The 25,243-nt window shown below is 53.1% G+C and carries 24 protein-coding genes; 10 read left to right on the top strand and 14 right to left on the bottom strand.

The genetic code is table 11. From position 1 onward, the window contains the following. Position 1: 1 nt before the first annotated feature. The gene (locus JSN25_RS05005) at positions 2–466 is read right to left on the bottom strand and encodes a YhcH/YjgK/YiaL family protein (protein ID WP_069323733.1); all 465 of its coding nucleotides are present in this window, start codon (positions 464–466) and stop codon (positions 2–4) included. A gap of 11 nt (positions 467–477) precedes the next feature. Next, complete coding sequence (gene yiaK / locus JSN25_RS05000) at positions 478–1,476, bottom strand: 3-dehydro-L-gulonate 2-dehydrogenase (protein WP_038635224.1); 999 nt, start codon at positions 1,474–1,476, stop codon at positions 478–480. A 217-nt stretch (positions 1,477–1,693) separates the two neighbouring features. Between yiaK and yiaJ the strand changes: the two genes are divergently transcribed. Together yiaJ and JSN25_RS04990 are read left to right on the top strand one after the other, a co-directional pair. Next, positions 1,694–2,509, top strand: coding sequence for an IclR family transcriptional regulator YiaJ (gene yiaJ / locus JSN25_RS04995; RefSeq protein ID WP_038642923.1), 816 nt, complete (start codon positions 1,694–1,696; stop codon positions 2,507–2,509). A gap of 117 nt (positions 2,510–2,626) precedes the next feature. Beyond that, a complete protein-coding gene (locus JSN25_RS04990; protein WP_038635221.1) occupies positions 2,627–3,100 on the top strand; it encodes a 4Fe-4S dicluster domain-containing protein in 474 nt (157 codons plus the stop codon). A 34-nt stretch (positions 3,101–3,134) separates the two neighbouring features. Here JSN25_RS04990 and avtA read toward each other — a convergent pair whose 3' ends face one another. Continuing rightward, positions 3,135–4,385: a valine--pyruvate transaminase gene (gene avtA, locus JSN25_RS04985; protein ID WP_038635218.1), complete on the bottom strand. Its 1,251-nt coding sequence runs from the start codon at positions 4,383–4,385 to the stop codon at positions 3,135–3,137. Positions 4,386–4,561: 176 nt separating this feature from the next. Then, positions 4,562–6,592 carry an alpha-amylase gene (gene malS, locus JSN25_RS04980; protein WP_199967184.1) on the bottom strand — a complete coding sequence of 677 codons (2,031 nt, stop codon included), beginning with the start codon at positions 6,590–6,592 and terminating at the stop codon, positions 4,562–4,564. 316 nt (positions 6,593–6,908) lie between these two features. Between malS and JSN25_RS04975 the strand changes: the two genes are divergently transcribed. Next, on the top strand, positions 6,909–7,733 hold the full coding sequence (locus tag JSN25_RS04975) for a protein bax (protein ID WP_038635213.1): 825 nt from the start codon (positions 6,909–6,911) through the stop codon (positions 7,731–7,733). A gap of 70 nt (positions 7,734–7,803) precedes the next feature. Here JSN25_RS04975 and xylR read toward each other — a convergent pair whose 3' ends face one another. Further along, positions 7,804–8,982, bottom strand: coding sequence for a D-xylose utilization transcriptional activator XylR (gene xylR, locus JSN25_RS04970; RefSeq protein WP_038635210.1), 1,179 nt, complete (start codon positions 8,980–8,982; stop codon positions 7,804–7,806). Positions 8,983–9,340: 358 nt separating this feature from the next. Between xylR and xylA the strand changes: the two genes are divergently transcribed. The 3 genes from xylA (at position 9,341) to yiaB (ending at position 12,722) form a co-directional block, all read left to right on the top strand. After that, positions 9,341–10,663 carry a xylose isomerase gene (gene xylA / locus JSN25_RS04965; RefSeq protein ID WP_038635208.1) on the top strand — a complete coding sequence of 441 codons (1,323 nt, stop codon included), beginning with the start codon at positions 9,341–9,343 and terminating at the stop codon, positions 10,661–10,663. A gap of 72 nt (positions 10,664–10,735) precedes the next feature. Further along, complete coding sequence (gene xylB, locus JSN25_RS04960) at positions 10,736–12,190, top strand: xylulokinase (RefSeq protein ID WP_087857196.1); 1,455 nt, start codon at positions 10,736–10,738, stop codon at positions 12,188–12,190. A gap of 166 nt (positions 12,191–12,356) precedes the next feature. After that, complete coding sequence (gene yiaB, locus JSN25_RS04955; RefSeq protein WP_069323738.1) at positions 12,357–12,722, top strand: inner membrane protein YiaB; 366 nt, start codon at positions 12,357–12,359, stop codon at positions 12,720–12,722. Here yiaB and JSN25_RS04950 read toward each other — a convergent pair. Then, positions 12,719–13,714: an acyltransferase gene (locus JSN25_RS04950; protein ID WP_204525490.1), complete on the bottom strand. Its 996-nt coding sequence runs from the start codon at positions 13,712–13,714 to the stop codon at positions 12,719–12,721. The genes yiaB and JSN25_RS04950 overlap by 4 nt on opposite strands. A gap of 172 nt (positions 13,715–13,886) precedes the next feature. On the opposite strand from JSN25_RS04950, the gene JSN25_RS04945 reads away from it, so the two are divergent. From JSN25_RS04945 to glyS, 3 genes are all read left to right on the top strand, one after another. After that, complete coding sequence (locus tag JSN25_RS04945; protein WP_038635204.1) at positions 13,887–14,189, top strand: YsaB family lipoprotein; 303 nt, start codon at positions 13,887–13,889, stop codon at positions 14,187–14,189. 95 nt (positions 14,190–14,284) lie between these two features. Beyond that, complete coding sequence (gene glyQ, locus JSN25_RS04940; RefSeq protein WP_204525489.1) at positions 14,285–15,196, top strand: glycine--tRNA ligase subunit alpha; 912 nt, start codon at positions 14,285–14,287, stop codon at positions 15,194–15,196. Between the two features lie 9 nt (positions 15,197–15,205). Continuing rightward, on the top strand, positions 15,206–17,275 hold the full coding sequence (gene glyS, locus JSN25_RS04935) for a glycine--tRNA ligase subunit beta (RefSeq protein ID WP_204525488.1): 2,070 nt from the start codon (positions 15,206–15,208) through the stop codon (positions 17,273–17,275). A 66-nt stretch (positions 17,276–17,341) separates the two neighbouring features. On the opposite strand, the gene cueP is transcribed toward glyS, so the two are convergent. The 3 genes from cueP to JSN25_RS04920 form a co-directional block, all read right to left on the bottom strand. Next, a complete protein-coding gene (cueP, locus tag JSN25_RS04930) occupies positions 17,342–17,881 on the bottom strand; it encodes a copper-binding periplasmic metallochaperone CueP (protein ID WP_121529685.1) in 540 nt (179 codons plus the stop codon). Positions 17,882–18,068: 187 nt separating this feature from the next. Next, positions 18,069–18,281, bottom strand: a complete 213-nt coding sequence (cspE, locus tag JSN25_RS04925; protein WP_000014594.1) for a transcription antiterminator/RNA stability regulator CspE — start codon at positions 18,279–18,281, stop codon at positions 18,069–18,071. Between the two features lie 280 nt (positions 18,282–18,561). Further along, the gene (locus JSN25_RS04920; RefSeq protein ID WP_003024273.1) at positions 18,562–18,852 is read right to left on the bottom strand and encodes an HTH-type transcriptional regulator; all 291 of its coding nucleotides are present in this window, start codon (positions 18,850–18,852) and stop codon (positions 18,562–18,564) included. A 380-nt stretch (positions 18,853–19,232) separates the two neighbouring features. On the opposite strand from JSN25_RS04920, the gene JSN25_RS04915 reads away from it, so the two are divergent. Next, the gene (locus JSN25_RS04915; RefSeq protein WP_038635187.1) at positions 19,233–19,943 is read left to right on the top strand and encodes a DUF3053 domain-containing protein; all 711 of its coding nucleotides are present in this window, start codon (positions 19,233–19,235) and stop codon (positions 19,941–19,943) included. A 57-nt stretch (positions 19,944–20,000) separates the two neighbouring features. Here the strand turns inward: JSN25_RS04915 and ghrB are convergent, their stop codons facing one another. From ghrB to JSN25_RS04890, 5 genes are all read right to left on the bottom strand, one after another. Further along, positions 20,001–20,975 carry a glyoxylate/hydroxypyruvate reductase GhrB gene (gene ghrB / locus JSN25_RS04910; RefSeq protein WP_204525487.1) on the bottom strand — a complete coding sequence of 325 codons (975 nt, stop codon included), beginning with the start codon at positions 20,973–20,975 and terminating at the stop codon, positions 20,001–20,003. A gap of 22 nt (positions 20,976–20,997) precedes the next feature. Then, positions 20,998–22,278, bottom strand: coding sequence for an MFS transporter (locus tag JSN25_RS04905; protein ID WP_137346670.1), 1,281 nt, complete (start codon positions 22,276–22,278; stop codon positions 20,998–21,000). A gap of 64 nt (positions 22,279–22,342) precedes the next feature. Continuing rightward, a complete protein-coding gene (locus JSN25_RS04900) occupies positions 22,343–23,281 on the bottom strand; it encodes a sugar kinase (RefSeq protein ID WP_137346671.1) in 939 nt (312 codons plus the stop codon). A gap of 3 nt (positions 23,282–23,284) precedes the next feature. Further along, positions 23,285–24,034: a sugar phosphate isomerase/epimerase family protein gene (locus JSN25_RS04895; RefSeq protein ID WP_204525486.1), complete on the bottom strand. Its 750-nt coding sequence runs from the start codon at positions 24,032–24,034 to the stop codon at positions 23,285–23,287. A gap of 100 nt (positions 24,035–24,134) precedes the next feature. Then, positions 24,135–25,151 (bottom strand): LacI family DNA-binding transcriptional regulator, encoded by a 1,017-nt coding sequence (locus tag JSN25_RS04890; RefSeq protein ID WP_038635169.1) that lies wholly within the window; start codon positions 25,149–25,151, stop codon positions 24,135–24,137. Between the last annotated feature and the right edge of the window lie 92 nt (positions 25,152–25,243).

The following is a 25,243-nucleotide window of genomic DNA, read 5'->3' as shown; positions in this document are numbered from 1 at the left end:
TTTATAAAACTGAAATAGCAACCTTCACGACTATTTTGCGGATCGGCGTGGCGACAGTTTTATGACATGCGGGGCGATGAACATCCTGCGGGAAAAATATGGCGTAACTTCCCGGAATCATTTCAATAAAAGATTCATGTTCGCTGGCGTGATAAAAAATAATATCGCGCTGTGCTAATAACGATTCGCTGATTTCGTTATTTCCGGTATCAATGGCGATACCGATTTTTTCTTCACCCCAGGCTAAAAACTGAATATCCAGATAGCGACGATGTACTTCAGGGCGATTTTCGGCAGCGTCACGCGTGGTTAAATCGATAATCTGCGCGAAGATATTTTTACCCTCGATCTCCACCACGCCCGGCTCAAGTTTGCGGAAATCCGTGGTGCGCAGGAAGTCGAGCGCTCTTTCAATCGCCTCGGGCAAACGACACGGATTAGGCTGTGAGATATGTCCAAAGATCATGGGGTTGCTCCTTACAGCGTCTGAATTTTTGCCCAGACGCTGTCATCAACGGTGATGCCGTTACGGCGATTTTCTTCCAGTAGCTTTGTAAACTCGTGGCCAGGCAGACGAACAGGCGTGTTTTCATCAGCGCGTTCGGCGGTGGTGATGAAATCCATAATCCGCTGGAGTTTCGCATCGCGCGTGGCGCCATCGATCAGCTTATCCACTTCAATGGCGATGAAAATCTGCGAAACGCCATATTCGTCGCTGTTATCCTGAGTGACCTCCGCAACAGAAGAGCCGTCAGAAAGCAGGGTGGCGATCATATCCAGCACAATCGACAGACCTGAACCTTTCCAGTAACCCATTGGCAGAATGCGACGATTTTTTTCGATAACGCCAGGCTCTTTGGTGAGATTACCTTCATCGTCAAAGCCACCGTCTACCGGCAGTTCGCGACCGGCCAGGCGATTCACTTCCAGCATGCCGTAGGAGAACATCGACATCGACATATCAACCATGGTGATTGGCGTGGAGGGGATCGCGACAATCAGCGGGTTAGTACCAATGCGGCACTCCTTCGAACCCCACGGCGGCATGACGGCAATTGAGTTGGTCCAGCAGATACCAATGTAACCTTTCTCCGCGGCCTGCCAGCCATAGCTGCCGCCGCGCATCCAGTGGTTGGCGTTACGCAGCGCCACCAGACCAATACCGTGATCGGAGGCCAGTTCAATGGCTCGGTCCATCATCTTTTTCGCCGTCAGATTGCCGATCGAACGCCGGGCATCCCATTGCTCAATCGCCCCCAGGCTGGTGATGCGCTGTGGTTTGGCTTCAGGAATGATGTCGCCGTTATCCAGTTGCTGAATGAAGCGGGGAAAACGGTTGACGCCATGCGAATAGACGCCGGATTCGGTGGTGCGGGCGAACATTTCTGCACAGGCATCTGCGGTTTCAGCGGCGATACCGCGTGCCAGCAGTACCCGGTTGAACGCATCTTTTAACTGTTCAAAGGTGACTTTCATTCCTGTTTCCTTGTTTAAATTTGATCGCTTTTTTATCTCTAAATTTCACTATGCGAAATCTGATTTCAAATATAGCGATCAAAATTTAACAGATCAACGGGGTGGCCTGTTTTTTAAAATCTGCAAAATCAAACAGTTGTGTTTTTTCGGTTCAGATCGTGAACTGAAACACACTTTGCGCTACCATCAGAGCGCGACGAAAAGGGGAGCGGAAAAAATGGGCACAAAAGAGAGTGAAATGACGCAAGACAAAGAGAGGCCAGCCGGAAGTCAGAGCCTATTCCGTGGTTTGATGTTGATTGAGATCCTGAGCAACTATCCGAATGGGTGCCCGCTGGCCCACCTGTCTGAACTGGCGGGGCTGAACAAAAGTACCGTGCATCGACTCTTGCAAGGATTGCAATCCTGCGGCTATGTCACACCCGCACCCGCTGCGGGCAGCTATCGGCTGACCACTAAATTTATCGCCGTTGGGCAGAAGGCGCTGTCGTCACTGAATATCATCCATGTCGCCGCGCCGCACCTTGAAGCGCTGAATATTGCCACCGGCGAAACCATCAACTTCTCCAGCCGTGAAGATGACCACGCTATTTTGATCTATAAGCTCGAGCCGACGACGGGCATGCTGCGTACCCGCGCCTATATCGGCCAGCATATGCCGCTGTACTGCTCCGCGATGGGCAAAATCTATATGGCGTTTGGGCATGCGGATTACGTGGCGTCCTACTGGGAGAGTCATCAGGATCTGATTCAGCCGCTGACCCGCAATACCATTACTGGTTTACCGGCTATGTACGATGAACTGGCGCAAATCCGCGAAAGCAGTATGGCGATGGATCGGGAAGAGAACGAGTTGGGGGTTTCCTGTATTGCCGTACCGGTGTTTGATATTCACGGTCGGGTGCCATATTCGGTGTCGATTTCACTTTCTACCTCGCGTCTGAAGCAGGTAGGGGAAAAGAATTTACTCAAGCCGCTACGCGAAACGGCTCAGGCAATTTCCAATGAGCTGGGCTTTACCGTTCGCGATTAGGCGTATGCCTGGCATCGTTCAGTCACCTGACAAAATTTAACCGTTTCCCCTGTCCGATCAAGGCAGCAGGGAGTCTCTCTCTGGCAATCTGTGGTTTTCACTCTGACGGAGGGGGCAATGAACGAGTTTATAATGGCGGATGCGGCAAAATGTATTGGGTGTCGTACCTGCGAAGTTGCCTGCGTTGTCGCACATCAGGAAAATCAGGATTGCGCATCGGTCTCCTCCGGGGCATTTATCCCGCGGATTCGGGTGATTAAAGACGACGCTTTTACGACGGCAGTTGCCTGTCATCAGTGCGAAGATGCTCCCTGCGCTAACGTGTGCCCAACCCACGCAATTCGTCGTGAACATGGACATATCTTCGTTGAACAGGCGCAGTGTATTGGCTGTAAAAGCTGCATGATCGCGTGTCCGTTTGGGGCGATGAACGTTGTCGCACGAACGTCACGGGCGCAGGCGATAAAATGTGATTTGTGCTGGCATCGCGAGACGGGACCCGCATGTGTAGAAGCCTGCCCGACCAGTGCCTTGCAGTGTATTGATGCTGTCAGTATGCAGCGACAGCGTCTGCGTTCGCTGCCGCTGTGAAGCGACCCGACCCGCGCTCGGGTCGGGATTTGCGTTAGCCTTCCAGCCAGGCGCGCTCGATCTCTTCCGCCAGAATCTTCACGCCAGCCTCGATTTTCTCCGGCTCCGGAACGTAATTCATGCGCATGCACTGATGGGTATGCGGCCAGGGTTTATCCAGCCCCGGGAAGAAGTAGTCACCGGGAACCATCAGTACGCCGCGCGCTTTCAGGCGCTGATACAGCAGCTCGGTGGTGATCGGCAAATCTTTGAACCATAACCACAGGAAAATCGCCCCTTCTGGTTTGTGGATGAGGCAGCGATCTTCAGATAAATAGCGACGAATGATCGCAATAGTCTGCTGAACGCGCTGGTAATAAAACGGTTTGATCACCGTCTCAGAAAGGCGCAGAAGATCGTTACGTTTAATCATTTCGCACATCATCGCCGGTCCCATTCCGCCGGGCGCAAGGCTGATAATGCCGTTCATATTGGTGATGGCGGTGATGATTTTTTCATTGGCGATAATGATGCCGCAGCGGGAGCCTGGCAGACCCAGCTTAGAAAGGCTCATGCACAGCACAATGTTGGGGTTCCACAGCGGCCGGGCTTCGCTAAAAATGATGCCTGGGAACGGTACGCCATATGCGTTATCGATCACCAACGGGATGCCGTGCTGGTTGGCCAGCCGATCCAGCTTCATCAGCTCTTCGTCGGTGATCACGTTGCCTGTCGGGTTAGTCGGGCGCGACACGCAGATCATCCCCGTTTCTTCACCGATGTGCAGATGTTCAAAATCAACGTGATACTTAAACTGGCCTTCTGGTAACAGCTCGATGTTTGGGCGTGCAGAGACAAAGAGTTCTTCTTCCAGCCCAGCATCGGCATAGCCAATATATTCCGGCGCTAATGGGAACAACACTTTTTGGGTTGTTCCGTCGGCGCGGCGTCCGGCGAAGAGATTGAATAAGTAGAAAAATGCGCTCTGACTGCCATTTGTCAGTGCAATATTTTGTGGCTCGATATCCCAACCCTGCTTCTCACGTAGCAGTTTCGCCAGCTCGGCCAGTAGCTCGGTTTTACCTTGTGGACCGTCATAATTGCAAAGCGCATCAGCGGCTTTGCCGTTTTCCAGCATATCTGCCAGCAGAGACTGAAAGTAATTTTTCATCTCTGGAATTTGCGCCGGATTACCGCCGCCGAGCATGATGGCGCCTGGTGTGCGTAAACCATCGTTGAGGTCCTCCATCAGGCGTGTGATGCCTGAATGGCGGGTAAATTTGTCGCCAAAAAGTGAGAATGTCATAGCAGGTGGTCTGTCGAACTGAGTAGTAAAGTGGCTAACCATAGCGCTACCTATGGCGGGGTGCAAATCAGGGGCATCAGGCTGGATTGATGTTTTGTGCTGCAAATTTTTGTCGGGCTGGTGTTTTATCGTGAATTTGGCTTCTCGCATCAGCGAGTACGAGAAGCCCGTCAGGATCAGGGCTGACCGGCCCACACCACCATAACTTTATCGTTGCCATGTTCACGGACGAATCCGTACCCCTGCTTCAATGTCAGTGTGGTTTGTTGACCGGCGCCAATGGCGGTATGTCTGGCCCTGAACTGGCTGATACGTTGCCAGTGTGCCACGCTGGCGGCAGATTTCCCGGTCACGTCCTGCCAGTTCATCTCTGAGCGCGTACCCTGCAAGGGATCGGACCCCGTGGGGCCGAAAGGCCGGGCCGACTCGTCACCGTAAAACAGTTGTACTGCCCCAGGCGCCAGCAGCAATAGCTCGGCGGCTTTGTCTCCACCCTCGCGAAACAGCCGGGTATCATGGGAGGAGAGATAGCTCAGGACATTGAAATCCTGCAGTTTTTCCGCCATCTGTTGCCAGGTGAGATCCATATTTGCCAGACAATCAACGGCTTTCGCCGCCTGCTCCTGATAGTCGAAATTGATCATCGCGTCGAAACCGTGACGATAATAGTCGCTTTGCATGACGCCGTGACCCCAGGCTTCACCGGTCATCCAGAAGGGGTTATCATCCAGGGCTTTGTCCGGGTGGGCTTTCTTCCATTCGACCAGCGCCGCGCTGGCCTGTGTTTTGAGCTGCTGCCAGGCGGGAAGCTCGACGTGTTTGGCGGTATCGACCCGAAAGCCGTCAATTCCGTAATCGCGCACCCACTGACTGAGCCAGTGGGTCAGATAATCGCGGGGCGTGTAGCCGGCGATCGCTTTGGCGTGAGTATCCGGTTTGTGCTGATAAAAATTAGGCAGGCCGGAAGGCGTGGTGGATTCGGTTTTCAGATCGGGCAGGAAAGCCAGCGACATGGTCAGGTCGTCAAAACCAGGGTTGTCGTAATCGCCAATATCGGTGCGGATCCAGTTTTTGCCCCACCATTTTTCCCAACCGGCTTTATCGCTGAAGTTGATGTAATCATTAAAGCTATGCCAGCTCTGCCCGGCAGCTGGCTTCCAGTCCGTCCAGCGTTCGCCGAGCGTGTTTTTCAGCTCATCGCCTGATAAGTACAGCGCCCCAAACTGATATTCCTGCATATCCGCCAGCGTGGCGTAGCCAGTATGGTTCATCACGACATCAAACAGGACACGGATGCCGCGCTGGTGAGCGCCGTCAACCAGCGCGCGCAGATCGTTTTCGTTGCCCATATTGGCGTCGAGCGTGGTCCAGTCCTGAGTGTAGTAGCCATGGTAGGCGTAGTGGGGGAAATCGCCTTTGGTGCCACCGCCGACCCAGCCGTGGATTTGCTCAAACGGCGCGCTGATCCATAACGCATTGACGCCCAGTTGTTGCAGATAGTCGAGTTTGCTGGCAAGACCGCGTAAATCGCCGCCGTGGAAGGTGCCAATTTCCTGCATACCGTCGTTGCGCCGACCGTAGCTGTGGTCGTTGCCCGGATCGCCATTCACAAAGCGGTCCGTCAGGACGAAATACACCGTCGCGTTATGCCAGTCGAAAGCGGCGGGGGCGTCGGTTTCCGCTCGTTCCAGCAGCAACAACCCGTTACTGGTTGCGGCGGGCTGCAGGGTAATCGACCCGTTTTTTACCGTCGCCGTTTGGTTGCTGTAGTAGTCGCGCACCACGGCGCCTTCCGGGAAGGTCTGACTGACGTCCAGCGTTAATGGCGAACCATCCCATTTCGGACACTGGCGAATTTGGCTACTGACGGGGTCTGCGGCGCTTTTGACTGAGAGCATCAGCGTTGGCGTGCCGGAGCGGGTATCGACTTCCAGCGTGTAATCGCCGTCCTTGAATAAACGCCACTGCGGCGGCGCGCCTTCACAAGGTTTAAGCGACAGCATCTGGTTGAGTTTTATCGCGTCAGCTGGCTGCCAGCACTGTTGGTCAAAATTCAGAATTAAAGGACGAGTACCCTTCGTCAACGCTGCATGGCTGACGAATTTACCCGTACCTTCCGCTTCGAAGGCGGGAAGTCCCTGAGAAGTCCATGTTGAGGCGATGGCAATGCCGGGCATTAGCGCCAGCGCAACGGCGGCAAGTTTCATAATGCTGTCCTTGATGCTGCGATTTTAGCCAGTTTGCCAGTGAAATCAGGCCGGAAACTCCTCCTTTGAGGTGATTCCGCCAGGAGGAGAAGTGAGGGTGAGCTAATGCGCGCAAAAAATGAACTGATTTTGCGATAACCCCCACATTTTCATCAAATTAATGGCAGCCCGAATCGTTAACGCGTGACATAGTTTCAGAATTGGACTATTCCTTTGGGTGCTCTTGACCGTTATTTTTGATATGATTTGAGATTCATCTCTCATTTTTTTGAAAAATATAAGGTGTTGGAATGTATAAATCCGACCAGGAGACCTAATGATATTGACTCCCATTCGACGATATGGGGCAATGATTCTTATGTTACTCACCGTTGCATTTTCGGGTGAGGCGCTGGCAAAGACACACACGGCGACAACGAGTCACAAGCCCCAGGTAATCAAGGCAAGTAATAAACAGGTTAGCAGTAAACAAGAGTATTCTCGCAATAGTGCAAAGAGTAGTTCACTTCCTGATTTGCGAAAATACCCTTCCGGAACACCAAGGAAAAAAGCGTTTCTCCGGACGGTTATGCCTTATATTACCAGTCAAAATGCTGCCATTACGGCGGATCGTAACTGGCTGATTTCAAAACAGTACCAGAATCGCTGGTCACCGACAGAGCGTACGCGGATGAAAGACATCGCTAAGCGCTATAAGGTGAGCTGGTCTGGCAACACGCGTAAAATTCCGTGGAACACGCTGCTTGAGCGTGTAGACATTATCCCGACCAGTATGGTGGCAACCATGGCTGCTGCTGAAAGCGGCTGGGGGACGTCGAAGCTGGCGCGGAGCAACAACAACCTGTTTGGCATGAAATGTGGCAAAGGGCGTTGTAATAATGCCCCTGGTAAGGTGAAAGGCTACTCACAGTTTGAATCAGTGAAAGAGTCAGTCAATGCCTATGTCATTAACCTGAATACGCACCCAGCTTACTCTTCTTTCCGGAAGTCACGTGCGCAACTGCGTAAAGCCGATCAGGAAGTCACCGCTACTGCGATGATCCATAAGCTGAAGGGTTATTCCACTAAGGGACAGAGCTACAACAACTATCTGTTCGCAATGTATCAGGATAACCAGCGCTTAATTGCCGCGCATATGTAACGTGTGCTAATCCGGTCTACAAGTCATCTCGTAGGCCGGATCAGACGAAGCCGCCATCCGGCAATTCCCTCTATAGCAACACTTCACTATTCACATCGCGATACTCTTTTGGCGTCGTGTCGTACTCTTTCTTGAAGACGGAATAGAAGTACTGCAGTGATGGATAGCCGCACATTTGTGAAATTTCGTTGATCGACAGCGTGGTGGAAATCAACAGGCTGCGCGCTTTTTCCAGCTTCTCGGCATGAATCACCGCATGGATAGTTTCTCCGACCTCTTCTTTAAAACGTTTCTCCAGATTCGACCGCGAAATCCCCACTGAATCCAGCACCTGTTCGACTTTAATGCCTTTGCAGGCATGGTTGCGGATAAAGTGCATCGCCTGAATCACCGCCGGATCGGTCAATGAACGATAGTCAGTTGAACGGCGTTCAATGACGCGCACTGGCGGGACCAGTATGCGTTGCAGCGGTAGTTCTTCATTCGCCAGTAACCGGTGCAGAAGCTTAGCGGCCTGATACCCCATCTGTCTGGCCCCCTGAGCAACGGATGACAGCGCCACCCGCGACAGGTAACGGGTCAGTTCCTCGTTGTCGATTCCAATCACGCACAGTTTTTCCGGGACCGGAATATGCAGGTGTTCGCAAGCTTGCAGAATGTGCCGCGCTCGCGCGTCGGTGACGGCGATAATGCCGGTTTGCGGCGGCAGAGTTTGCAGCCAGTCCGCCAGACGATTTTGCGCGTGCTGCCAGTTTTCCGGCGCGGTTTCCAGTCCCTGATAGACAACTCCACGGTACTTTTCTTTAGCGACCAGTTGGCAAAACGCATATTCACGTTCAGCCGCCCAGCGTTTGCCGCTTGAAGCGGGCAGTCCGTAGAACGCGAACCGGTTGATCCCTTTTTCTTTCAGATGCAGGAAAGCGCTTTCTACCAGCGCGTGGTTATCGGTGGCAATGTAATGCACCGGCGGATAATCCTGTTCCGCATGGTAGGAACCCCCGACGCCGATGATAGGAACATCCACATCGGCAAGTAATTGTGCAATGTCATCATCGTCATAATCGGCAATAACACCATCGCCTAACCAGTCTTTAATATTATCAATGCGGGCGCGGAAATCTTCCTCAATGAATATATCCCACTCTGATTGCGATGCCTGTAAATATTCACCCACCCCTTCTACCACCTGGCGGTCGTAGGCTTTATTGGCATTAAATAATAGAGTGATGCGGTGACGTTTATCAAACATAAGAATCTGTCCTGGAAGGTTAACGTGGCCTGTCGATACTAGCAAAACCGCAGGGACGACTGCTTGATGAAGCGTGACAAATTTTTATTTTCTTAATGCTACGCAAAATTCACATACTGAACGCGGGATGACAATTGCCATTTTTTATCTGCGCATTACGGTTTTTTGTTTAATGATTAACCTTCGATCGCGATCGCTTTTTTAATTCTCTTTTCAATGCGCTTTTTTGGGAGCCAGCGCACGTTTGGGTATTCTCTTAATGGCGGTGTGAAATAACGTAATTGAGCAATAAATCAGGAAATTCCAGTATAGCTATATCGCAGTTTACTTGCCGTATTACCTGATTATGGAGCTTATTATGCAGGCTTATTTCGACCAACTCGATCGTGTTCGTTTTGAAGGGACTAAAACTACTAACCCGCTCGCATTTCGCCATTACAACCCTGACGAAATCGTGTTGGGCAAACGCATGGAAGATCATCTGCGTTTTGCCGCCTGCTATTGGCATACATTCTGCTGGAACGGTGCGGACATGTTCGGCATGGGCGCTTTCGATCGTCCGTGGCAGCAGCCCGGAGAAGCACTGGAGCTGGCGAAACGCAAAGCGGATGTCGCATTTGAGTTCTTTCACAAGCTGAACGTCCCTTACTACTGCTTCCATGACGTGGATGTCTCGCCGGAAGGCGCGTCGCTAAAAGAGTACAAAAACAACTTTGCGCAGATGGTTGATGTACTGGCGGCAAAACAGGAACAAAGTGGGGTCAAGCTGCTGTGGGGAACGGCAAACTGCTTCACCAATCCACGGTACGGCGCGGGCGCGGCCACGAACCCGGATCCAGAAGTGTTCAGCTGGGCTGCCACACAGGTAGTCACGGCGATGGATGCCACGCATAAGCTAGGCGGTGAAAACTACGTTCTGTGGGGCGGCCGTGAAGGCTATGAAACGCTGCTGAATACCGATCTGCGTCAGGAACGTGAGCAGATTGGCCGCTTTATGCAACTGGTGGTAGAGCACAAACACAAAACGGGTTTCCAGGGCACTTTGCTTATCGAACCGAAGCCGCAGGAACCGACCAAACACCAGTACGATTACGATGCGGCGACCGTTTACGGGTTCCTCAAGCAGTTCGGCCTGGAAAAAGAGATCAAACTGAATATCGAAGCCAACCACGCCACGCTGGCGGGTCACTCATTCCATCATGAAATCGCCACTGCTATCGCGCTGGGTCTGTTTGGTTCTGTCGATGCCAACCGCGGTGACGCACAGTTGGGATGGGATACTGACCAGTTCCCAAATAGCGTAGAAGAGAATGCGTTGGTGATGTACGAAATCCTCAAAGCGGGCGGCTTCACCACCGGCGGTCTGAACTTTGACGCCAAAGTTCGTCGTCAGAGCACCGATAAATACGATCTGTTCTATGGTCATATTGGCGCAATGGATACCATGGCGCTGTCGCTGAAAATTGCGGCCCGTATGATTGAGGACGGTGGTTTGGATCAGCGTGTGGCCAAGCGTTACGCTGGTTGGAATGGTGAGCTGGGCCAGCAAATTCTGAAAGGGCAGATGACGCTGACGGAAATTGCGCAGTACGCTGAACAACATAATCTGGCGCCAGTGCATCAGAGCGGCCATCAGGAACTGCTGGAAAATCTGGTAAACCATTATTTGTTCGACAAATAACAGGTTTCTGAGAACGTCCGTAAGCCCGGAAAGCCACGCGCTGCCGGGCCTTTCTTTAAGGAACGATACGCTATGTATATCGGGATAGATCTTGGCACCTCAGGCGTAAAGGCCATTCTGCTGAATGAGCAGGGCGATGTGATCGCTTCGCAAACGGAGAAACTCACGGTCTCGCGTCCGCATCCGTTATGGTCAGAGCAGGACCCTGAACAATGGTGGCTGGCAACGGATCGCGCCGTAAAAGCGCTGGGCCAGCAGCATTCGCTCAATGAGGTGAAAGCGTTAGGGATTGCCGGCCAGATGCACGGCGCGACGTTACTGGACAAGCAACAGAAAGTATTACGTCCCGCAATCCTGTGGAACGATGGTCGCTGCGCTGAAGAGTGCGTAATGCTGGAGAACCTGGTTCCGCAGTCTCGTGCTATCACCGGCAACCTGATGATGCCTGGCTTTACCGCGCCAAAGTTGCTGTGGGTGCAACGTCACGAGCCGGAGATTTTCAGCCGGGTAGATAAAGTGCTGCTACCGAAAGATTACCTGCGTCTGCGTATGACCGGCGATTTTGCCAGCGATATGTCTGATGCGGCAGGTACGATGTGGCTGGATGTCGCCAAACGTGACTGGAGTGATGTCATGCTGGCGGCCTGTAAGCTGTCTCGTGCGCATATGCCTGCGCTATACGAAGGTTGTGCGGTTACCGGAACATTGCTGCCAGAAGTCGCCCAGGACTGGGGAATGAATGAGGTTGCGGTCGTTGCCGGGGGCGGTGATAACGCGGCGGGAGCGGTCGGCGTAGGCATGATGAATGCCGGTCAGGCGATGCTTTCGTTGGGTACATCCGGCGTCTATTTTGCGGTAAGCGACGGCTTCCTCAGTAAGCCGGAAAGCGCGGTCCACAGTTTTTGTCATGCTTTGCCGGAGCGATGGCACCTGATGTCCGTGATGCTGAGCGCGGCATCCTGCCTGGATTGGGCGGCGAAATTAACCGGACTGGCGAGCGTACCGGCATTGATCGCCGCAGCGCAACAAGCGAATGCAGACGCCGAGCCGGTCTGGTTTTTACCTTACCTGTCCGGTGAACGTACGCCGCATAATAACCCGCAGGCGAAGGGCGTATTTTTCGGTCTGACGCATCAGCATGGTCCGGCAGAACTGGCGCGGGCGGTACTGGAAGGTGTGGGTTTTGCGCTGGCCGACGGCATGGATGTTGTGCATGCGTGCGGTGTACAGCCAGCCAGCATTACGCTCATTGGCGGCGGGGCTCGCAGCGAATACTGGCGTCAGATGCTGTCTGATATCAGCGGGTTACAGCTGGATTATCGTACCGGCGGCGATGTCGGTCCTGCACTCGGTGCGGCGCGCCTGGCGCAAATTGCCATGAACCCGCAAAAGCCGTTATCAGACATACTGCCTCAGCTTACGCTGGAACAGGCGCATTATCCTGATGCTGAGCGCCATGCGCTCTACCAACAGCGTCGGGAAACCTTCCGTCGAATTTATCAGCAATTACAGCCGCTGATGTCCTGACGACCTTCCCCTCTGGATAACAGAGGGGATTGATAAAATATATATTTCAATCTAATAAATAATTGATACGCATGGATTTATTCTGAAAATCCAGTGTGGTGGCATATTTCTGTGTTGTCTTTAGCGGGTTATTCATATTGTACCCATGATGGATAAGGAGATCCCAATGAAGACCACCAGGCTGTTGCCATGGATATTATTCTTCTCTGGCATACTGATTTACGTTGTTGGCTTATGGCATGCCTGCCCGTTATTGAGTGGCAAAGGCTATTTTTTGGGTGCGCTGATGACGGGAATGTTCGTGACGTATGCTTATCAGCGTGCTGTAAATCTTAATCAGAATGACGAATGCTTCACCTCCATATGCAAGATGGTGGCGTTGATAACGCTGGGACTACTGCTGGTAGGGATATGGAATATTCCGTTAGCGCCCATCGAAAAGGGGCTATACCCGGCAGCATTCTTCGTGTGTTTGGTCGGACAAGTTTTACTGCTGCGTCCAGGGCAGAATGAACAGAACGGTGAGTCTTAACTCACCAGCCTGCGTGTATCAATGCGCTGCAACAGTATGGATAACAGCAGGCTACCCGCCAGCGTGGCGCTAAAAATCCATAGCATATCCAGCGGCGGCCAGTTCTTGAGTTCTAAACCGTTGGTGCGCAGCGCGTGAATGATCAGCGCATGAAAGCCATAAATACCCAACGAGTGACGGGAAATAAGGCCCAATACCGGCAGAGTGCGCGTGCTGAGCGTGTTTTTGACCAGCGTCAGGAGCGAGACGGCGCAAATAAATACTGCCGGGCCGCAGTAGAGGTACCAGGTATCGGCAAAATTGCCTCGCCAGCGCAGTTCATGCAACGTGCCTCGAGAGATAACAAACACGGCGACGATGAACAACGCTGCACAGAGCCAGGTGAGCGAACGTTTCTGTGTATCTATCATGCCAATCGCCCTTCCCAGCATGCCGTACAGGATGTAATAGAAAGTGTCGCCACTGATGTACAGGTTGATGGGAAGCCACTCAAAACCGCCGATTTTTTGCGAGACGGTGTTGGGATTGGCAATCACCCCAGTCACTACCATGAGCGCCAGCAGCATCTTGCCGCTGATATTTTTCACCTGTATCAGCGGGGAAACCAGGTAGATGACGGTGATGGCGAAGAAAAACCACAGGTGATAGAACACCGGCTTTTGCAGCAGGTTTTTCAGCGACAGCTCAGCGTTGATCGAGGTAAACAACAGAATATAGGCCAGCGACACGCTGCTGTAAAAAAGAATGCACAGCGCGATGCGCGTGAAATGGCGCGGTTTGGCGCTGCGTTCGCCAAAAAACAGATAACCCGAAATCATAAAGAACAACGGTACGCTGACGCGAGAGGCGGAATTGAGCACATTGGCCAGATCCCAATTAAACGGGCTGACGCTGTGCGCATTGGTGATGTACCAGGTTGTGGTGTGGATCATCACGACCATTAAACAAGCTATTCCGCGCAGGTTATCAATCCAGAAAATTTTGGGCTGCATCAGTTCCTCTGTCTCCATTAAAAAAAGTCTGACCGATTTTTTGCGAGCGTAACTCACTGGAATAATCTGAGTTTTTACGCTAAAGCTTGAGATGGTCTGATGAGATTCTCAAAATAAGATCCGTTTCCAGACACTAATAATAAGACTGACCAGCAAACCAGGCGGTAATAAAATGATGATGAAGTATTTCTTTCCCGCGCTCGCTATCTTTTTGTTGGCGGCGTGCGCCGACACACAGCCGCCTGCACCTGCGCAGAAGGCGCAAAAGGTGAATGCCGCACGTTCGCTCGATATGGCGGCATTGTGCAAAAGTGAAGCGGCAGAGCTTTATAACACCGGCGCGCAGAAAATTGATATCGCCGGCCTGGAACAATTCCAGGGCAGCTATGAAATGCGCGGTTCGACCTTCCGTAAAGAGAGTTTTGTCTGCTCTTTTGATGCAGACGGGCAGTTTTTGCACCTTTCCATGCGCTAAGTTCCCCCTTTTTCCCGTTTCGTACTGTATATCTTGCAGCCAGCGGGTATACTGACCGCTTCCTTTAAATCCACACGTATCCAGCACGAAATAATATGCAAAAGTTTGATACCAGGACCTTCCAGGGCTTGATCCTGACCTTACAGGATTACTGGGCTCGCCAGGGCTGCACCATCGTTCAACCATTGGACATGGAAGTCGGCGCGGGGACATCTCACCCAATGACCTGCCTGCGTGCGCTGGGGCCGGAACCGATGGCGACTGCGTATGTGCAGCCTTCTCGTCGTCCGACCGACGGCCGCTATGGCGAAAACCCGAACCGCTTACAGCACTACTATCAGTTCCAGGTAGTGATTAAGCCGTCTCCGGACAACATTCAGGAGCTGTACCTGGGTTCTCTGAAAGAGCTGGGTATGGACCCGACCATTCACGACATCCGTTTCGTGGAAGATAACTGGGAGAACCCGACGCTGGGTGCCTGGGGGCTGGGTTGGGAAGTGTGGCTGAACGGTATGGAAGTCACGCAGTTCACCTACTTCCAGCAGGTTGGTGGTCTGGAATGTAAACCTGTGACCGGGGAAATTACCTACGGTCTGGAACGTCTGGCCATGTACATTCAGGGCGTAGACAGCGTTTACGACCTGGTCTGGAGCGACGGCCCGCTGGGTAAAACCACTTACGGCGACGTGTTCCATCAGAACGAAGTGGAGCAATCCACCTATAACTTCGAATACGCCGACGTGGACTTCCTGTTCACCTGCTTCGAGCAGTACGAGAAAGAAGCGCAGCAGCTGCTGGCGCTGGAAAACCCACTGCCGCTGCCTGCGTATGAACGTATTCTGAAAGCCGCCCATAGCTTCAACCTGCTGGATGCGCGTAAAGCCATCTCCGTCACCGAGCGTCAGCGCTATATCCTGCGCATTCGCACCCTGACTAAAGCTGTGGCAGAAGCTTACTACGCTTCCCGTGAAGCCCTTGGCTTCCCGATGTGCAACAAAGAGAATTAAGAGGCGGCCATGTCTGAGAAAACTTTTCTGGTGGAAATCGGCACTGAAGAGCTGCCACCAAAAGCACTGCGCAGCCTGGCTGAGTCCTTTGCTGCGAACTTTACCGCGGAGCTGGATAACGCTGGCATCGCGCACGGCAACGTTGAGTGGTTCGCCGCACCGCGTCGTCTGGCGCTGAAAGTCGCGAACCTGGCTGAAGCGCAACCTGACCGTGAAGTTGAAAAACGCGGCCCGGCAATTGCTCAGGCGTTTGACGCCGAAGGCAAACCGAGCAAAGCGGCAGAAGGTTGGGCGCGTGGCTGCGGTATCACCGTTGACCAGGCCGAGCGTCTGACCACCGATAAAGGCGAGTGGTTGTTGTACCGTGCGCATGTGAAAGGCGAAAGCGCTGAAACGCTGCTGCCGAACATGATCGCCATCTCGCTGGCTAAGCTGCCGATCCCGAAACTGATGCGCTGGGGCGCGTCTGACGTCCATTTCGTGCGTCCGGTTCACACCGTGACTCTGCTGCTGGGTGACAAAGTGATTCCGGCAACGATTCTGGGCATTCAGTCCGATCGCGTGATTCGCGGCCATCGCTTTATGGGCGAAGCGGAATTCACCATCGATTCTGCCGATCAATACCCAGAAATCCTGCGTGAGCGCGGTAAAGTGATTGCGGATTACGCTGAGCGTAAAGCGAAAATCAAAGCCGATGCTGAAGAAGCGGCGCGCAAGATTGGCGGTAACGCCGATCTGAGCGAAAGCCTGCTGGAAGAAGTCACCTCGCTGGTGGAATGGCCAGTAGTGCTGACCGCGAAGTTCGAAGATAAATTCCTCGCGGTTCCGTCAGAAGCGCTGGTTCACACCATGAAAGGCGACCAGAAGTACTTCCCGGTTTACGCCAACGACGGCAAACTGTTGCCGAACTTTATCTTCGTTGCCAACATCGAATCGAAAGATCCGAGCCAGATTATTTCCGGTAACGAGAAAGTGGTTCGCCCGCGTCTGGCGGATGCCGAGTTCTTCTTCAATACCGACCGTAAAAAACGTCTGGAAGATCATCTGCCGCGTCTGCAAACCGTGCTGTTCCAACAGCAACTGGGTACGCTGCGCGACAAGACCGATCGTATCCAGGCGCTGGCGGGCTGGATTGCTGGCCAGATTGGCGCTGACGTTAACCACGCAACGCGTGCGGGCCTGCTGTCCAAGTGTGACCTGATGACCAACATGGTCTTTGAGTTCACCGACACCCAGGGCGTGATGGGCATGCACTATGCGCGTCATGATGGCGAAGCGGAAGATGTGGCCGTGGCGCTAAACGAGCAGTATCAGCCGCGCTTTGCCGGCGATGACCTGCCGTCTAACCCGGTAGCCTGTGCCGTGGCGATTGCCGACAAGATGGATACCCTGGCGGGTATCTTTGGTATCGGCCAGCATCCGAAAGGCGACAAAGACCCGTTTGCGCTGCGTCGTGCCGCGCTGGGCGTGCTGCGTATTATCGTTGAGAAGAACCTGAATCTCGATCTGCAAACGCTGACCGAAGAAGCGGTTCGTCTGTATGGCGACAAGCTGACCAACGCGAAAGTCGTGGATGACGTTATCGACTTTATGCTCGGTCGCTTCCGCGCCTGGTATCAGGACGAAGGTTACACCGTTGATACCATTCAGGCCGTGCTGGCGCGTCGTCCGACTCGTCCAGCTGATTTCGACGCACGCATGAAGGCGGTATCGCACTTCCGTACGCTGGAAGCCGCGTCCGCGCTGGCTGCGGCGAACAAGCGTGTATCGAACATCCTGGCGAAGTCTGAAGAAACGCTGAACGACCGCGTGAATGCGGCAACGCTGAAAGAGCCGGAAGAAATTGCGCTGGCGATGCAGGTTGTGGTGCTGCGCGACAAGCTGGAGCCTGTCTTTGCAGCCGGGCATTACCAGGAAGCGCTGGTTGAGCTATCGGCTCTGCGTGAACCGGTCGATGCGTTCTTCGAGAAAGTCATGGTTAACGTAGAAGATAAAGAACTGCGTATTAACCGTCTGTCTATGCTCGAAAAACTGCGCGAGCTGTTCCTGCGCGTGGCGGATATTTCGCTGCTACAGTAACGGTCCTGAGCTGACTTAGAAAATGCCGGATGGCGTCTCCGCCTTATCCGGCATTTTTTTATGTTGTTAGCGCAACTGCAACTTAGTCAGGCAGGTCTGGCTGTCTTCCATAGTCTTAATGGGATACTCGGCTGATTTACCGTTGTAGTTTACTGCGATGGTGCCTTCCATATTGCGCGGTAGCCATACCCCGACGAAGCCGTTTCGACCGCTCTTCATCGCTTTTTGTACCACGACCTCTCCCTTACTGTCCGTCACTTTGACATTGAATGTCTTCTCCGGCATTTCGCCCTGGCAGCCAGACAGACTATGGTTGAAGCAAGGGTGTGTTTGCCATTCATAGGGGGCAAATGACAGGTAGAATTTGTCACCGAGCGGCAGGGTATAAACCTGATCGCCAGAAGAGAGTTTCAGCGCGGCGCTGGTGACAGACGCTGAGTAAGGCAACGGGCGACTCTGCGGCGACTGGTCAATAGTCTCTACGATTTGCTCAACGGATTTACCGCTGAGTCCATGTTCCGCCAGAAAAGTGGCTTCCGGGGTCGCCGCGAATGCAGTGCCCGTTGTGAGCAAACCTAAAACCAGCAGCAGTGAGGATTTCGACATAGTTTCAATTCCTTGTGAACATTATGGAATACAGACTGGCTCACTATAAAGCTTGCCCTTAGGGAAAGGTCAAAGGTACGGCGGGTAAAGTAATGCAAAGACGCGTTTCGGTGGGATGTATTGCGAAATACAGGTAAAAAAAATCCCCGCCGTTTGGCAGGGATTCAGAATTTTGAGCTTTTTAAGCTTACAGGCTGGTTACGTTGCCAGCTGCCGGGCCTTTAGCGCCGCTTTCGATGGTGAAGGAAACTTTCTGACCTTCGTCCAGAGATTTGTAGCCATCGTTCTGGATAGCAGAGAAGTGTACGAACACGTCTTTAGAGCCATCGTCAGGAGTGATGAAGCCGAAACCTTTATCAGCGTTGAACCATTTTACGATACCAGTCATTTTACCGGACATAGTGTATTACCTTTTAAAAAATAAGTGTGCCTTTCGGCGATATGGCGTGCTCTACAGATTTTTTAACAGTAAAGGAAATGCTCACTACGAGGGGTATCAATGATAACTCTTGAAGGGACTTGCCTTACTAAACTGCTGTAATGGTCTGTACGTCAAACCGTTGAGAGCATTAACTCATTTTACGCCTGTGGATGCAACTACTATTTTCTTATTTGTGGATATCCTCCGTAAGGGAACGGCCCTTTTACCGGACCGTTCTTCAGCAAAATTAAAAAATAGTTCAATCCATCAACTGCTTACTTAATCTCGGATCGGCCTGGATCAGGCGCATCAACTTCAATTCGGTAGTGGAAGGCTTAACGCGTTTAGACTCCCATTCATGCACCATCGCGACAGTCACGCCCATCACTCGGGCAAAATCATCTGTTTTTAAACCTGTCCCTCGTCGTAGCTGTTCAAATTCGGTGAAAGGGTTGGTTTTTTGCGTCAGAGTAACTGTCTGCGATACATCTTTAAAAACAATCTGCTCCAGACTGCTCAGCAGTTCAAACATTGGATCTTTGTATTCCATTGAGAACTCCTATAAATCACACAGCGGGATCGTGAATTTCATCGAAGCTCCTTAAGAGTAGTCGGAAAAAATGAAGTCGGATCTAAGGTTTGCGTGATGGATTCGTTTCAGCAGAGTATGAGCGACAAGCCTTTACAGGCTAACAAACTGATTAAGGTCGCGATCTCCGAACGATCGCTCCCGATTGTAAAGATGACGAAAATATGGCCCTGGGTACTGAATGGCGCATTGTTTAGCAAAAAAAAGGGGGGCGGGAGCGGTTATTTTCCCTCACAAGATTACGCGGAAAGGGTATCTTGCGAGCCTGACCTGGACTATCCTTGTCAACGTCTGGCACGCGGGTGTCGTTGTGCGCATTTTTGGGTGAAAGGAGTATTAAAATGGCGACAGGTAAGTCCTGCTCTCGCTGGTTTGCGCCTGTTTTGGCGCTCTTAATGGTAGTTGGCCTGAGTGGGTGTTTTGATAAAGAAGGCGATCAGCGCAAAGCGTTTATCGATTTTCTGCAGAATACTGCAATGCGTAGCGGGGAGCGTTTACCAACGCTGACCGCCGATCAGAAAAAACAGTTTGGCCCGTTTGTGTCCGATTACGCGATTCTGTATGGCTATTCTCAACAGATTAATCAGGCGATGGACTCCGGTCTGCGCCCGGTCGTTGATAGCGTAAATGCGATTCGTGTTCCTCAGGATTATGTGACTCAGCGTGAACCGCTGCGTCAGGCAAATGGCGCACTGGGTGTGTTAGGGCAACAGTTGCAGAATGCGAAACTGCAGGCAGATGCTGCGCATGGCGCGCTGAAACAGGGCGAGGATCTCAAGCCGGTCTTTGATCAGGTCTACAATAAAGTCGTCACTGCGCCTTCAGAGGCGTTACAGCCGCTGATCCCTGCCGCGCAAATCTTCACGCAGCAACTGGTGCAGGTCGGTGATTTTGTGGCGCAACAGGATACGCAGGTGAGCTTTGTCGCCAACGGTATCCAGTTCCCAACCTCACAACAGGCAAGTCAGTACAACACGCTGATTGGCCCGTTGGCTGCTCAGCATCAGGCGTTTACTCAAGCCTGGACTGCTGCGGTGAATGCCACTCAGTAAAAGAGTACTGTAATACATGCAAGGCCGGGTAAGCGTGAGCGCTACCCGGCCTTTTGTTTATTGCGCGACCTGCGGGTTGACGCAGTTCTTCTCCACTCTTCCTTGCAGCGCATCGATTAAGTTATCCACCGCGCAGGCCGCCATGTTATAGCGCGTTTCGTGCGTGGCGGAACCGATGTGCGGCACGGCCACCACGTTGGGCAGTGACAGCAGCGGAGAGTCTGTCGCTAATGGCTCCTGCTCAAACACATCCAGACCTGCGGCATGAATGTCGCCGTTTTGCAGAGCGCTAATCAACGCTTTTTCATCGACCACCGGACCACGTCCGGCATTAATGAAAATGGCGGAAGACTTCATTTTGGCAAACCGCTCGCTACTGAACAGATGATGTGTTTCGTTGGTTAATGGCAGGATCAGGCAGACAAAATCAGACTCCTGCAACAGCGTGTCGAGATCGCAGTAACGCGCGTTGAAGCGTTCTTCCGCTTCGTGATGATGACGGCGGGCGTTATAGAGAATCGGCATGCTAAAGCCGAAATGCGCACGCTGCGCCAGCGCGAGCCCAATACGACCCATGCCGACAATTCCCAGCGTTTTGTGGTGGACATCTGTACCAAACCAGTCCGGCCCGATACTTTTGGTCCATTCGCCAGACTTAACCCGTTCAGCAACTTCCACCACACGGCGAGCGGTGCTTAACATCAGCGCCATCACCGTGTCGGCGACGGTTTCCGTTAGTACGGTTGGCGTATGCATCAACAGCACCTTACGCGCATTAAGGGCATCGACATCGAAGTTGTCATAGCCTACGGAAATTGTGGATGTCGCTCGCAGCCTGGGCATTTTCTCCAACAGCGCGGTATTGACGGCTTCACTGGAGCCCAGCAGGCCTTCGGCGTTGGCAAAGGCTTCGGCGTGCTGTGCGACCGTTTCCGGGCGCAGGTTCGGTACAGAAGTCACAGTAAAATGCTCTTCCAGGCGATGCAGTAAATCGTCAGGTAACGCTTTATAGAGAATAATGGACGGCTTCATGCGGATCTCCGTAAGTTAAAATTTAAGCGTGGCGTGCGCCAACAGGTAGCTGTTGATTATTAGCAGGCTTAACAATGAGAGTTAGCCATACTGAGGCAAAAAGCGCTACCCCCATAAAAATGTACGAGGCGGATGGGCTGCCGGTTGCGCCATTGAGGTAGCCGACAAACCAGGAACCAAAGAATGAGCCTAATGCGCCCATGCTGTTAATCAGCGCCATGGCGCCACCGGCCACGTTGCGCGGCAGCATTTCAGGAATGATGGCGAAGAAGGGACCATATGGGGCGTACATTGCCGCGCCCGCAATAACCAGCAGCGTGTAGGACACCCAGAAGTGATCTGCGCCAACGGCCCAGGAGCCGATAAAGGCGAAAGCGGCAATCAGTAACAGCGGCCAGACAAACAGCTTACGATTTTGCAGTTTATCAGAGGCCCAGGAGACGAGAATCATCGCTGCCGTCGCCGCCAGATACGGTACGGATGACAGCCAGCCAACTTCCACCATCCCCAGATTTGCGCCGCCGTTGCGAATGATGGACGGCAGCCACAGCACAAAACCGTAGACGCCAATACTCCAGGCGAAATACTGCATACACAGCAGGATGACGTTACGTGAGCGGAAGGCCTCACCGTAGTTACGCACGGCTTTGATCCCTTGTTGCTCTTGTTCCAGTTGGGCCTGAAGCGCAGCTTTTTCGGATTCCGACAGCCAGCCGACCTGAGACGGTTTGTCTTTTACCAGTACCCACCAGCAGAACGCCCAGATGATGGCCGGGAAGCCCTCGATGATGAACATTTCCCGCCAGCCCAGCGCCTGAATGAGATAACCGGAAACGACGGACATCCATAAGACAGTAACCGGGTTACCGAGGATTAAGAAGGTGTTAGCGCGTGAACGCTCGGATTTCGTAAACCAGTTGCTGATGTAAATCAGCATTGCGGGCATCACGGCAGCTTCAACGACACCAAGAATAAAGCGGATAGCGGCCAGCATCGGAATATTGCTGACCATCCCGGTTAACGAGGCGCAAGCCCCCCACAGGATCAGGCAGATAAAAATCAATTTTCGTACGCTGCGACGCTCGGCGTAAATTGCGCCCGGGATCTGGAAGAAGAAATAGCCAAGGAAAAACAGAGCGCCCAGCAGGGAAGAGATCCCTTTGGTAATGCCGAGATCCTCGTTAATGCCTGCGGCGGAGGCGAAGCTGAAGTTCGCGCGGTCAAGGTACGCCAGGCTATACGTGATAAACACGATTGGCATGATGTACCACCAGCGTTTTGCTGCATTGGTTGAGCTATTCATAGACTGCCCTCTGATTATGCTGATACACCGCCTCTGTATGTAGGGTACAGAGTTGGCCGGGGGTTTATTCCCCTAATTGTTCACGTGTGGGTAATCCTTCGCTGTCGCCCTGAACCTGAATGGCCAGTGCGCCAATTTTATTGCCGCGGGTCACCGCCTGATGCAGCGAGCGGCCTTCCAGCAGAGCGCTGATCACGCCCACGGCAAAGCCATCTCCTGCGCCGACCGTATCAACCACGTTGTCGACTTTTACCGGTGCGACGCAGCCGTGCTCGCCGCTGGCGGTTTTGTACCAGGCGCCATCTGCCCCGGTTTTGATAATGACTGCCTTCACCCCATGGCGCAGATAAAAGTCGGCGATGGCTTCAGGCGTTTGTTGTCCGGTGAGAATCATTCCCTCTTTTAGACCAGGCAAAACCCAGTCAGCCTGGAATGCCAGCCGGTTCAGTTTTTCCACCATCTCGGCTTCGCTTTTCCACAGCACCGGACGCAAATTCGGGTCAAAGGAGATGGTTTTCCCTTGGGCTTTCAGCGTGCGGGCGGTATGCGCCAGAAGTTCATAGGAGCTGGCGGAAAGCGCGGCTGCCACGCCGCTCAGGTGCAAGTGACGTGCGCTGGCAAAATAGTTCTCGTGGTAATCCTCAATACTGAGATGGCTGGCTGCGGACCCTTTGCGGAAGTACTCCACAATGGGATCGGTTCCATTTTCGACCTTAGATTTAAGCTGAAAGCCGGTAGCGAAGCGCTCATCCTGGGTGACTCCCTGCGCATTAATCCCTTCTTTTTCCAGCGACTTAATAATAAAACGGCCAAAACTGTCGTTACCTACGCGGCTTACCCAGCCGACATTCAGACCCAAACGAGCAAGACCGGTCGCCACGTTGAGTTCAGCGCCTGCCACGCGCTTGATAAATTGCTCTACATCCGCCAGGTCGCCGGTTTGCGTGGCGACAAACATCGCCATCGCTTCACCAATGGTGACCACATCCAGTGAATTCTTCATGCGTTACTCCTCGCGTAACAGCTCGACGTAATGGCGGGTAACCGCCGTCAAATCCTGCCCTTCCAGGGGAAACTCGATGCCGCGCGGAACATCGTCAGGCAGCGTTTTTAGCAGCGCCAGCCAGCGCGGTTCGGCGGCATCAGGCGGCACTGCGCGGTAGCTGTCGTGATGCGTAACTGCGGCTTTGACATGGATGTATCCCACGGTTGGCGCCAGGTTTTTCGCCGCCTCTTCCGGGGAGTCGCCAACCCACAGCCAGTTGCCCATATCAAAGGTCAGAGAGATCGGCAGGTTTTGCGCCTGACAGGCTTCGTTAAAGCACTGCATCGGCTGCAGGCGTCCGCAGGCGGTCTGATCGTTTTCGACAACCAGCTCCATCCCGCTGTCAGCCAGCCATGTACGTAAAACGTCGAACTGGCCGGTATGGGAAAAATGACCAAGGGAGACTTTTAACCACAGCGCTTGCAGGGCCTGCGCTTCCGCGAGTAACGCCGGAAGACGGGGATTGAGGTTACCGTCCTCAAGGAACAGCGGCTCAGGCGCAGAATAACAGGCCAGCAGGCCGAAGATTTCGATCGCTGAGGCCATCGTTGACAGTGTGGTGAGTTCGGTGTCAGTTAACATCTCGCGGCGAATTTCGACGCCGTCAGCACCGGCTTCAGCAATGATGGGCAGCATGGCGGTTTGTCCACCCGCAGCGCGGACCTGCTCATAGCCGTAGGCGGCGGTGACCACCATAATTTTTCTTTTCATGGAAACTCCATAACCAGCGTTCTTGCTATAACGCTAGATGGAACCGGTTCCAAAGAAAAGCCCATGATGCTGAATTTATGATCACCATCACGAAGGAAATTTAACGGGCGGTAGATCCGCGCACGATCAATTCACCAGAGAAAACCTGCTCCTGAATGGCATCAGAACCGCCATCGATCCGGCGTACAACCTGTTCCACGGCGGTGTAGCCAATCTGCCAGGTGGGTTGTTTCAGCGTGGTAATGCCGACACCCGCCAGCTCGGCCCATTCCAGCTCGTCAAACCCGAGCAGGCCGATATCGCTGCCCCAGTTGAGGCCAATGCGTTTCAGGGCGCGGGCAACCTGTAGCGTGAGGGCGCCGTTGGCGGAGATAACGGCTTTGCGCATGCCTCGATGCTGCTGGTGGAACTGGCGCAGCGTGTCATCCAGTTGCGCATTGTCCGTTAGCGGAACTTCGGCATTTTGCGCGATAACGCCGGGGTAGCGTGCGAGCGTGGCGCGAAAGGCGCTCAAACGTTCGCGGCGGGTATTCACCATGCCGAGTGGTTCGCTGAGAAACAGAATGGCTTCAAAGCCTTGTTCAAGCAGGTGTTCCGTGGCAATCGTTGCGGCCTGGGTGTTATCCAGTCCGACCATATCACAGGCGAAATCGGGTATTTTACGATCAATCAGTACCATCGGTAGCGCAGACTGTTGCAGGCGGTTCAGCCCCTCTTCACGCATCCCAACGGCGTTGACCACAATCCCTTCGACCTGGTAACTGCGCAACAGGTCAAGATAGTGCAACTCCTGATCCACTTCGTTGTTGGTGTTACATACCAGCGGGGTAAAGCCTTTATCGCGACAGGCGGCTTCAATTCCGCTTAATACGTTGACAGAGTAGGGATTGGTAATATCGGCGATGATCAGGCCAATCAGGCGGGTGCGACCGTGTTTCAGGCCGCGTGCCATCAGGCTGGGTCGGTAGTCGAGATCGGCAATGGCTTGTTCAATGCGGGCCAGCAGCGCGTCGGAAAGCAGGTGCTTTTCACCGTTGAGGTAGCGTGAAATGCTGGTCTTGCCGGTTTTTGCGGCCTTTGCCACATCGCTGATGGTTGCCCGTGTTGATTTGCTCATCGCTGATTTCCCTGAATTTGGTGACAACACCTTAACGCGAAAATCAACGATGGCAAGTGCTTCATGCCGGATCGGGCGCACCCTGTCTCCGG

The sequence above is a fragment of the Citrobacter cronae genome, from assembly GCF_016893685.1.
Taxonomy (GTDB): Bacteria; Pseudomonadota; Gammaproteobacteria; order Enterobacterales; family Enterobacteriaceae; genus Citrobacter; species Citrobacter werkmanii.
The sequence above is the reverse complement of the archived record's forward strand: the minus strand, read 5'-3'. Positions and strand labels throughout refer to the sequence as shown.

Excerpts from the sequence above, each read along its gene's own strand:
- JSN25_RS05005 (WP_069323733.1), bottom strand. The coding sequence starts at position 466 with ATGATCTTTGGACATATCTCACAGCCTAATCCGTGTCGTTTGCCCGAG.
- yiaK (WP_038635224.1), bottom strand. The coding sequence starts at position 1,476 with ATGAAAGTCACCTTTGAACAGTTAAAAGATGCGTTCAACCGGGTACTG.
- yiaJ (WP_038642923.1), top strand. The coding sequence starts at position 1,694 with ATGGGCACAAAAGAGAGTGAAATGACGCAAGACAAAGAGAGGCCAGCC.
- JSN25_RS04990 (WP_038635221.1), top strand. The coding sequence starts at position 2,627 with ATGAACGAGTTTATAATGGCGGATGCGGCAAAATGTATTGGGTGTCGT.
- avtA (WP_038635218.1), bottom strand. The coding sequence starts at position 4,385 with ATGACATTCTCACTTTTTGGCGACAAATTTACCCGCCATTCAGGCATC.
- malS (WP_199967184.1), bottom strand. The coding sequence starts at position 6,592 with ATGAAACTTGCCGCCGTTGCGCTGGCGCTAATGCCCGGCATTGCCATC.
- JSN25_RS04975 (WP_038635213.1), top strand. The coding sequence starts at position 6,909 with ATGATATTGACTCCCATTCGACGATATGGGGCAATGATTCTTATGTTA.
- xylR (WP_038635210.1), bottom strand. The coding sequence starts at position 8,982 with ATGTTTGATAAACGTCACCGCATCACTCTATTATTTAATGCCAATAAA.
- xylA (WP_038635208.1), top strand. The coding sequence starts at position 9,341 with ATGCAGGCTTATTTCGACCAACTCGATCGTGTTCGTTTTGAAGGGACT.
- xylB (WP_087857196.1), top strand. The coding sequence starts at position 10,736 with ATGTATATCGGGATAGATCTTGGCACCTCAGGCGTAAAGGCCATTCTG.
- yiaB (WP_069323738.1), top strand. The coding sequence starts at position 12,357 with ATGAAGACCACCAGGCTGTTGCCATGGATATTATTCTTCTCTGGCATA.
- JSN25_RS04950 (WP_204525490.1), bottom strand. The coding sequence starts at position 13,714 with ATGCAGCCCAAAATTTTCTGGATTGATAACCTGCGCGGAATAGCTTGT.
- JSN25_RS04945 (WP_038635204.1), top strand. The coding sequence starts at position 13,887 with ATGATGATGAAGTATTTCTTTCCCGCGCTCGCTATCTTTTTGTTGGCG.
- glyQ (WP_204525489.1), top strand. The coding sequence starts at position 14,285 with ATGCAAAAGTTTGATACCAGGACCTTCCAGGGCTTGATCCTGACCTTA.
- glyS (WP_204525488.1), top strand. The coding sequence starts at position 15,206 with ATGTCTGAGAAAACTTTTCTGGTGGAAATCGGCACTGAAGAGCTGCCA.
- cueP (WP_121529685.1), bottom strand. The coding sequence starts at position 17,881 with ATGTCGAAATCCTCACTGCTGCTGGTTTTAGGTTTGCTCACAACGGGC.
- cspE (WP_000014594.1), bottom strand. The coding sequence starts at position 18,281 with ATGTCCGGTAAAATGACTGGTATCGTAAAATGGTTCAACGCTGATAAA.
- JSN25_RS04920 (WP_003024273.1), bottom strand. The coding sequence starts at position 18,852 with ATGGAATACAAAGATCCAATGTTTGAACTGCTGAGCAGTCTGGAGCAG.
- JSN25_RS04915 (WP_038635187.1), top strand. The coding sequence starts at position 19,233 with ATGGCGACAGGTAAGTCCTGCTCTCGCTGGTTTGCGCCTGTTTTGGCG.
- ghrB (WP_204525487.1), bottom strand. The coding sequence starts at position 20,975 with ATGAAGCCGTCCATTATTCTCTATAAAGCGTTACCTGACGATTTACTG.
- JSN25_RS04905 (WP_137346670.1), bottom strand. The coding sequence starts at position 22,278 with ATGAATAGCTCAACCAATGCAGCAAAACGCTGGTGGTACATCATGCCA.
- JSN25_RS04900 (WP_137346671.1), bottom strand. The coding sequence starts at position 23,281 with ATGAAGAATTCACTGGATGTGGTCACCATTGGTGAAGCGATGGCGATG.
- JSN25_RS04895 (WP_204525486.1), bottom strand. The coding sequence starts at position 24,034 with ATGAAAAGAAAAATTATGGTGGTCACCGCCGCCTACGGCTATGAGCAG.
- JSN25_RS04890 (WP_038635169.1), bottom strand. The coding sequence starts at position 25,151 with ATGAGCAAATCAACACGGGCAACCATCAGCGATGTGGCAAAGGCCGCA.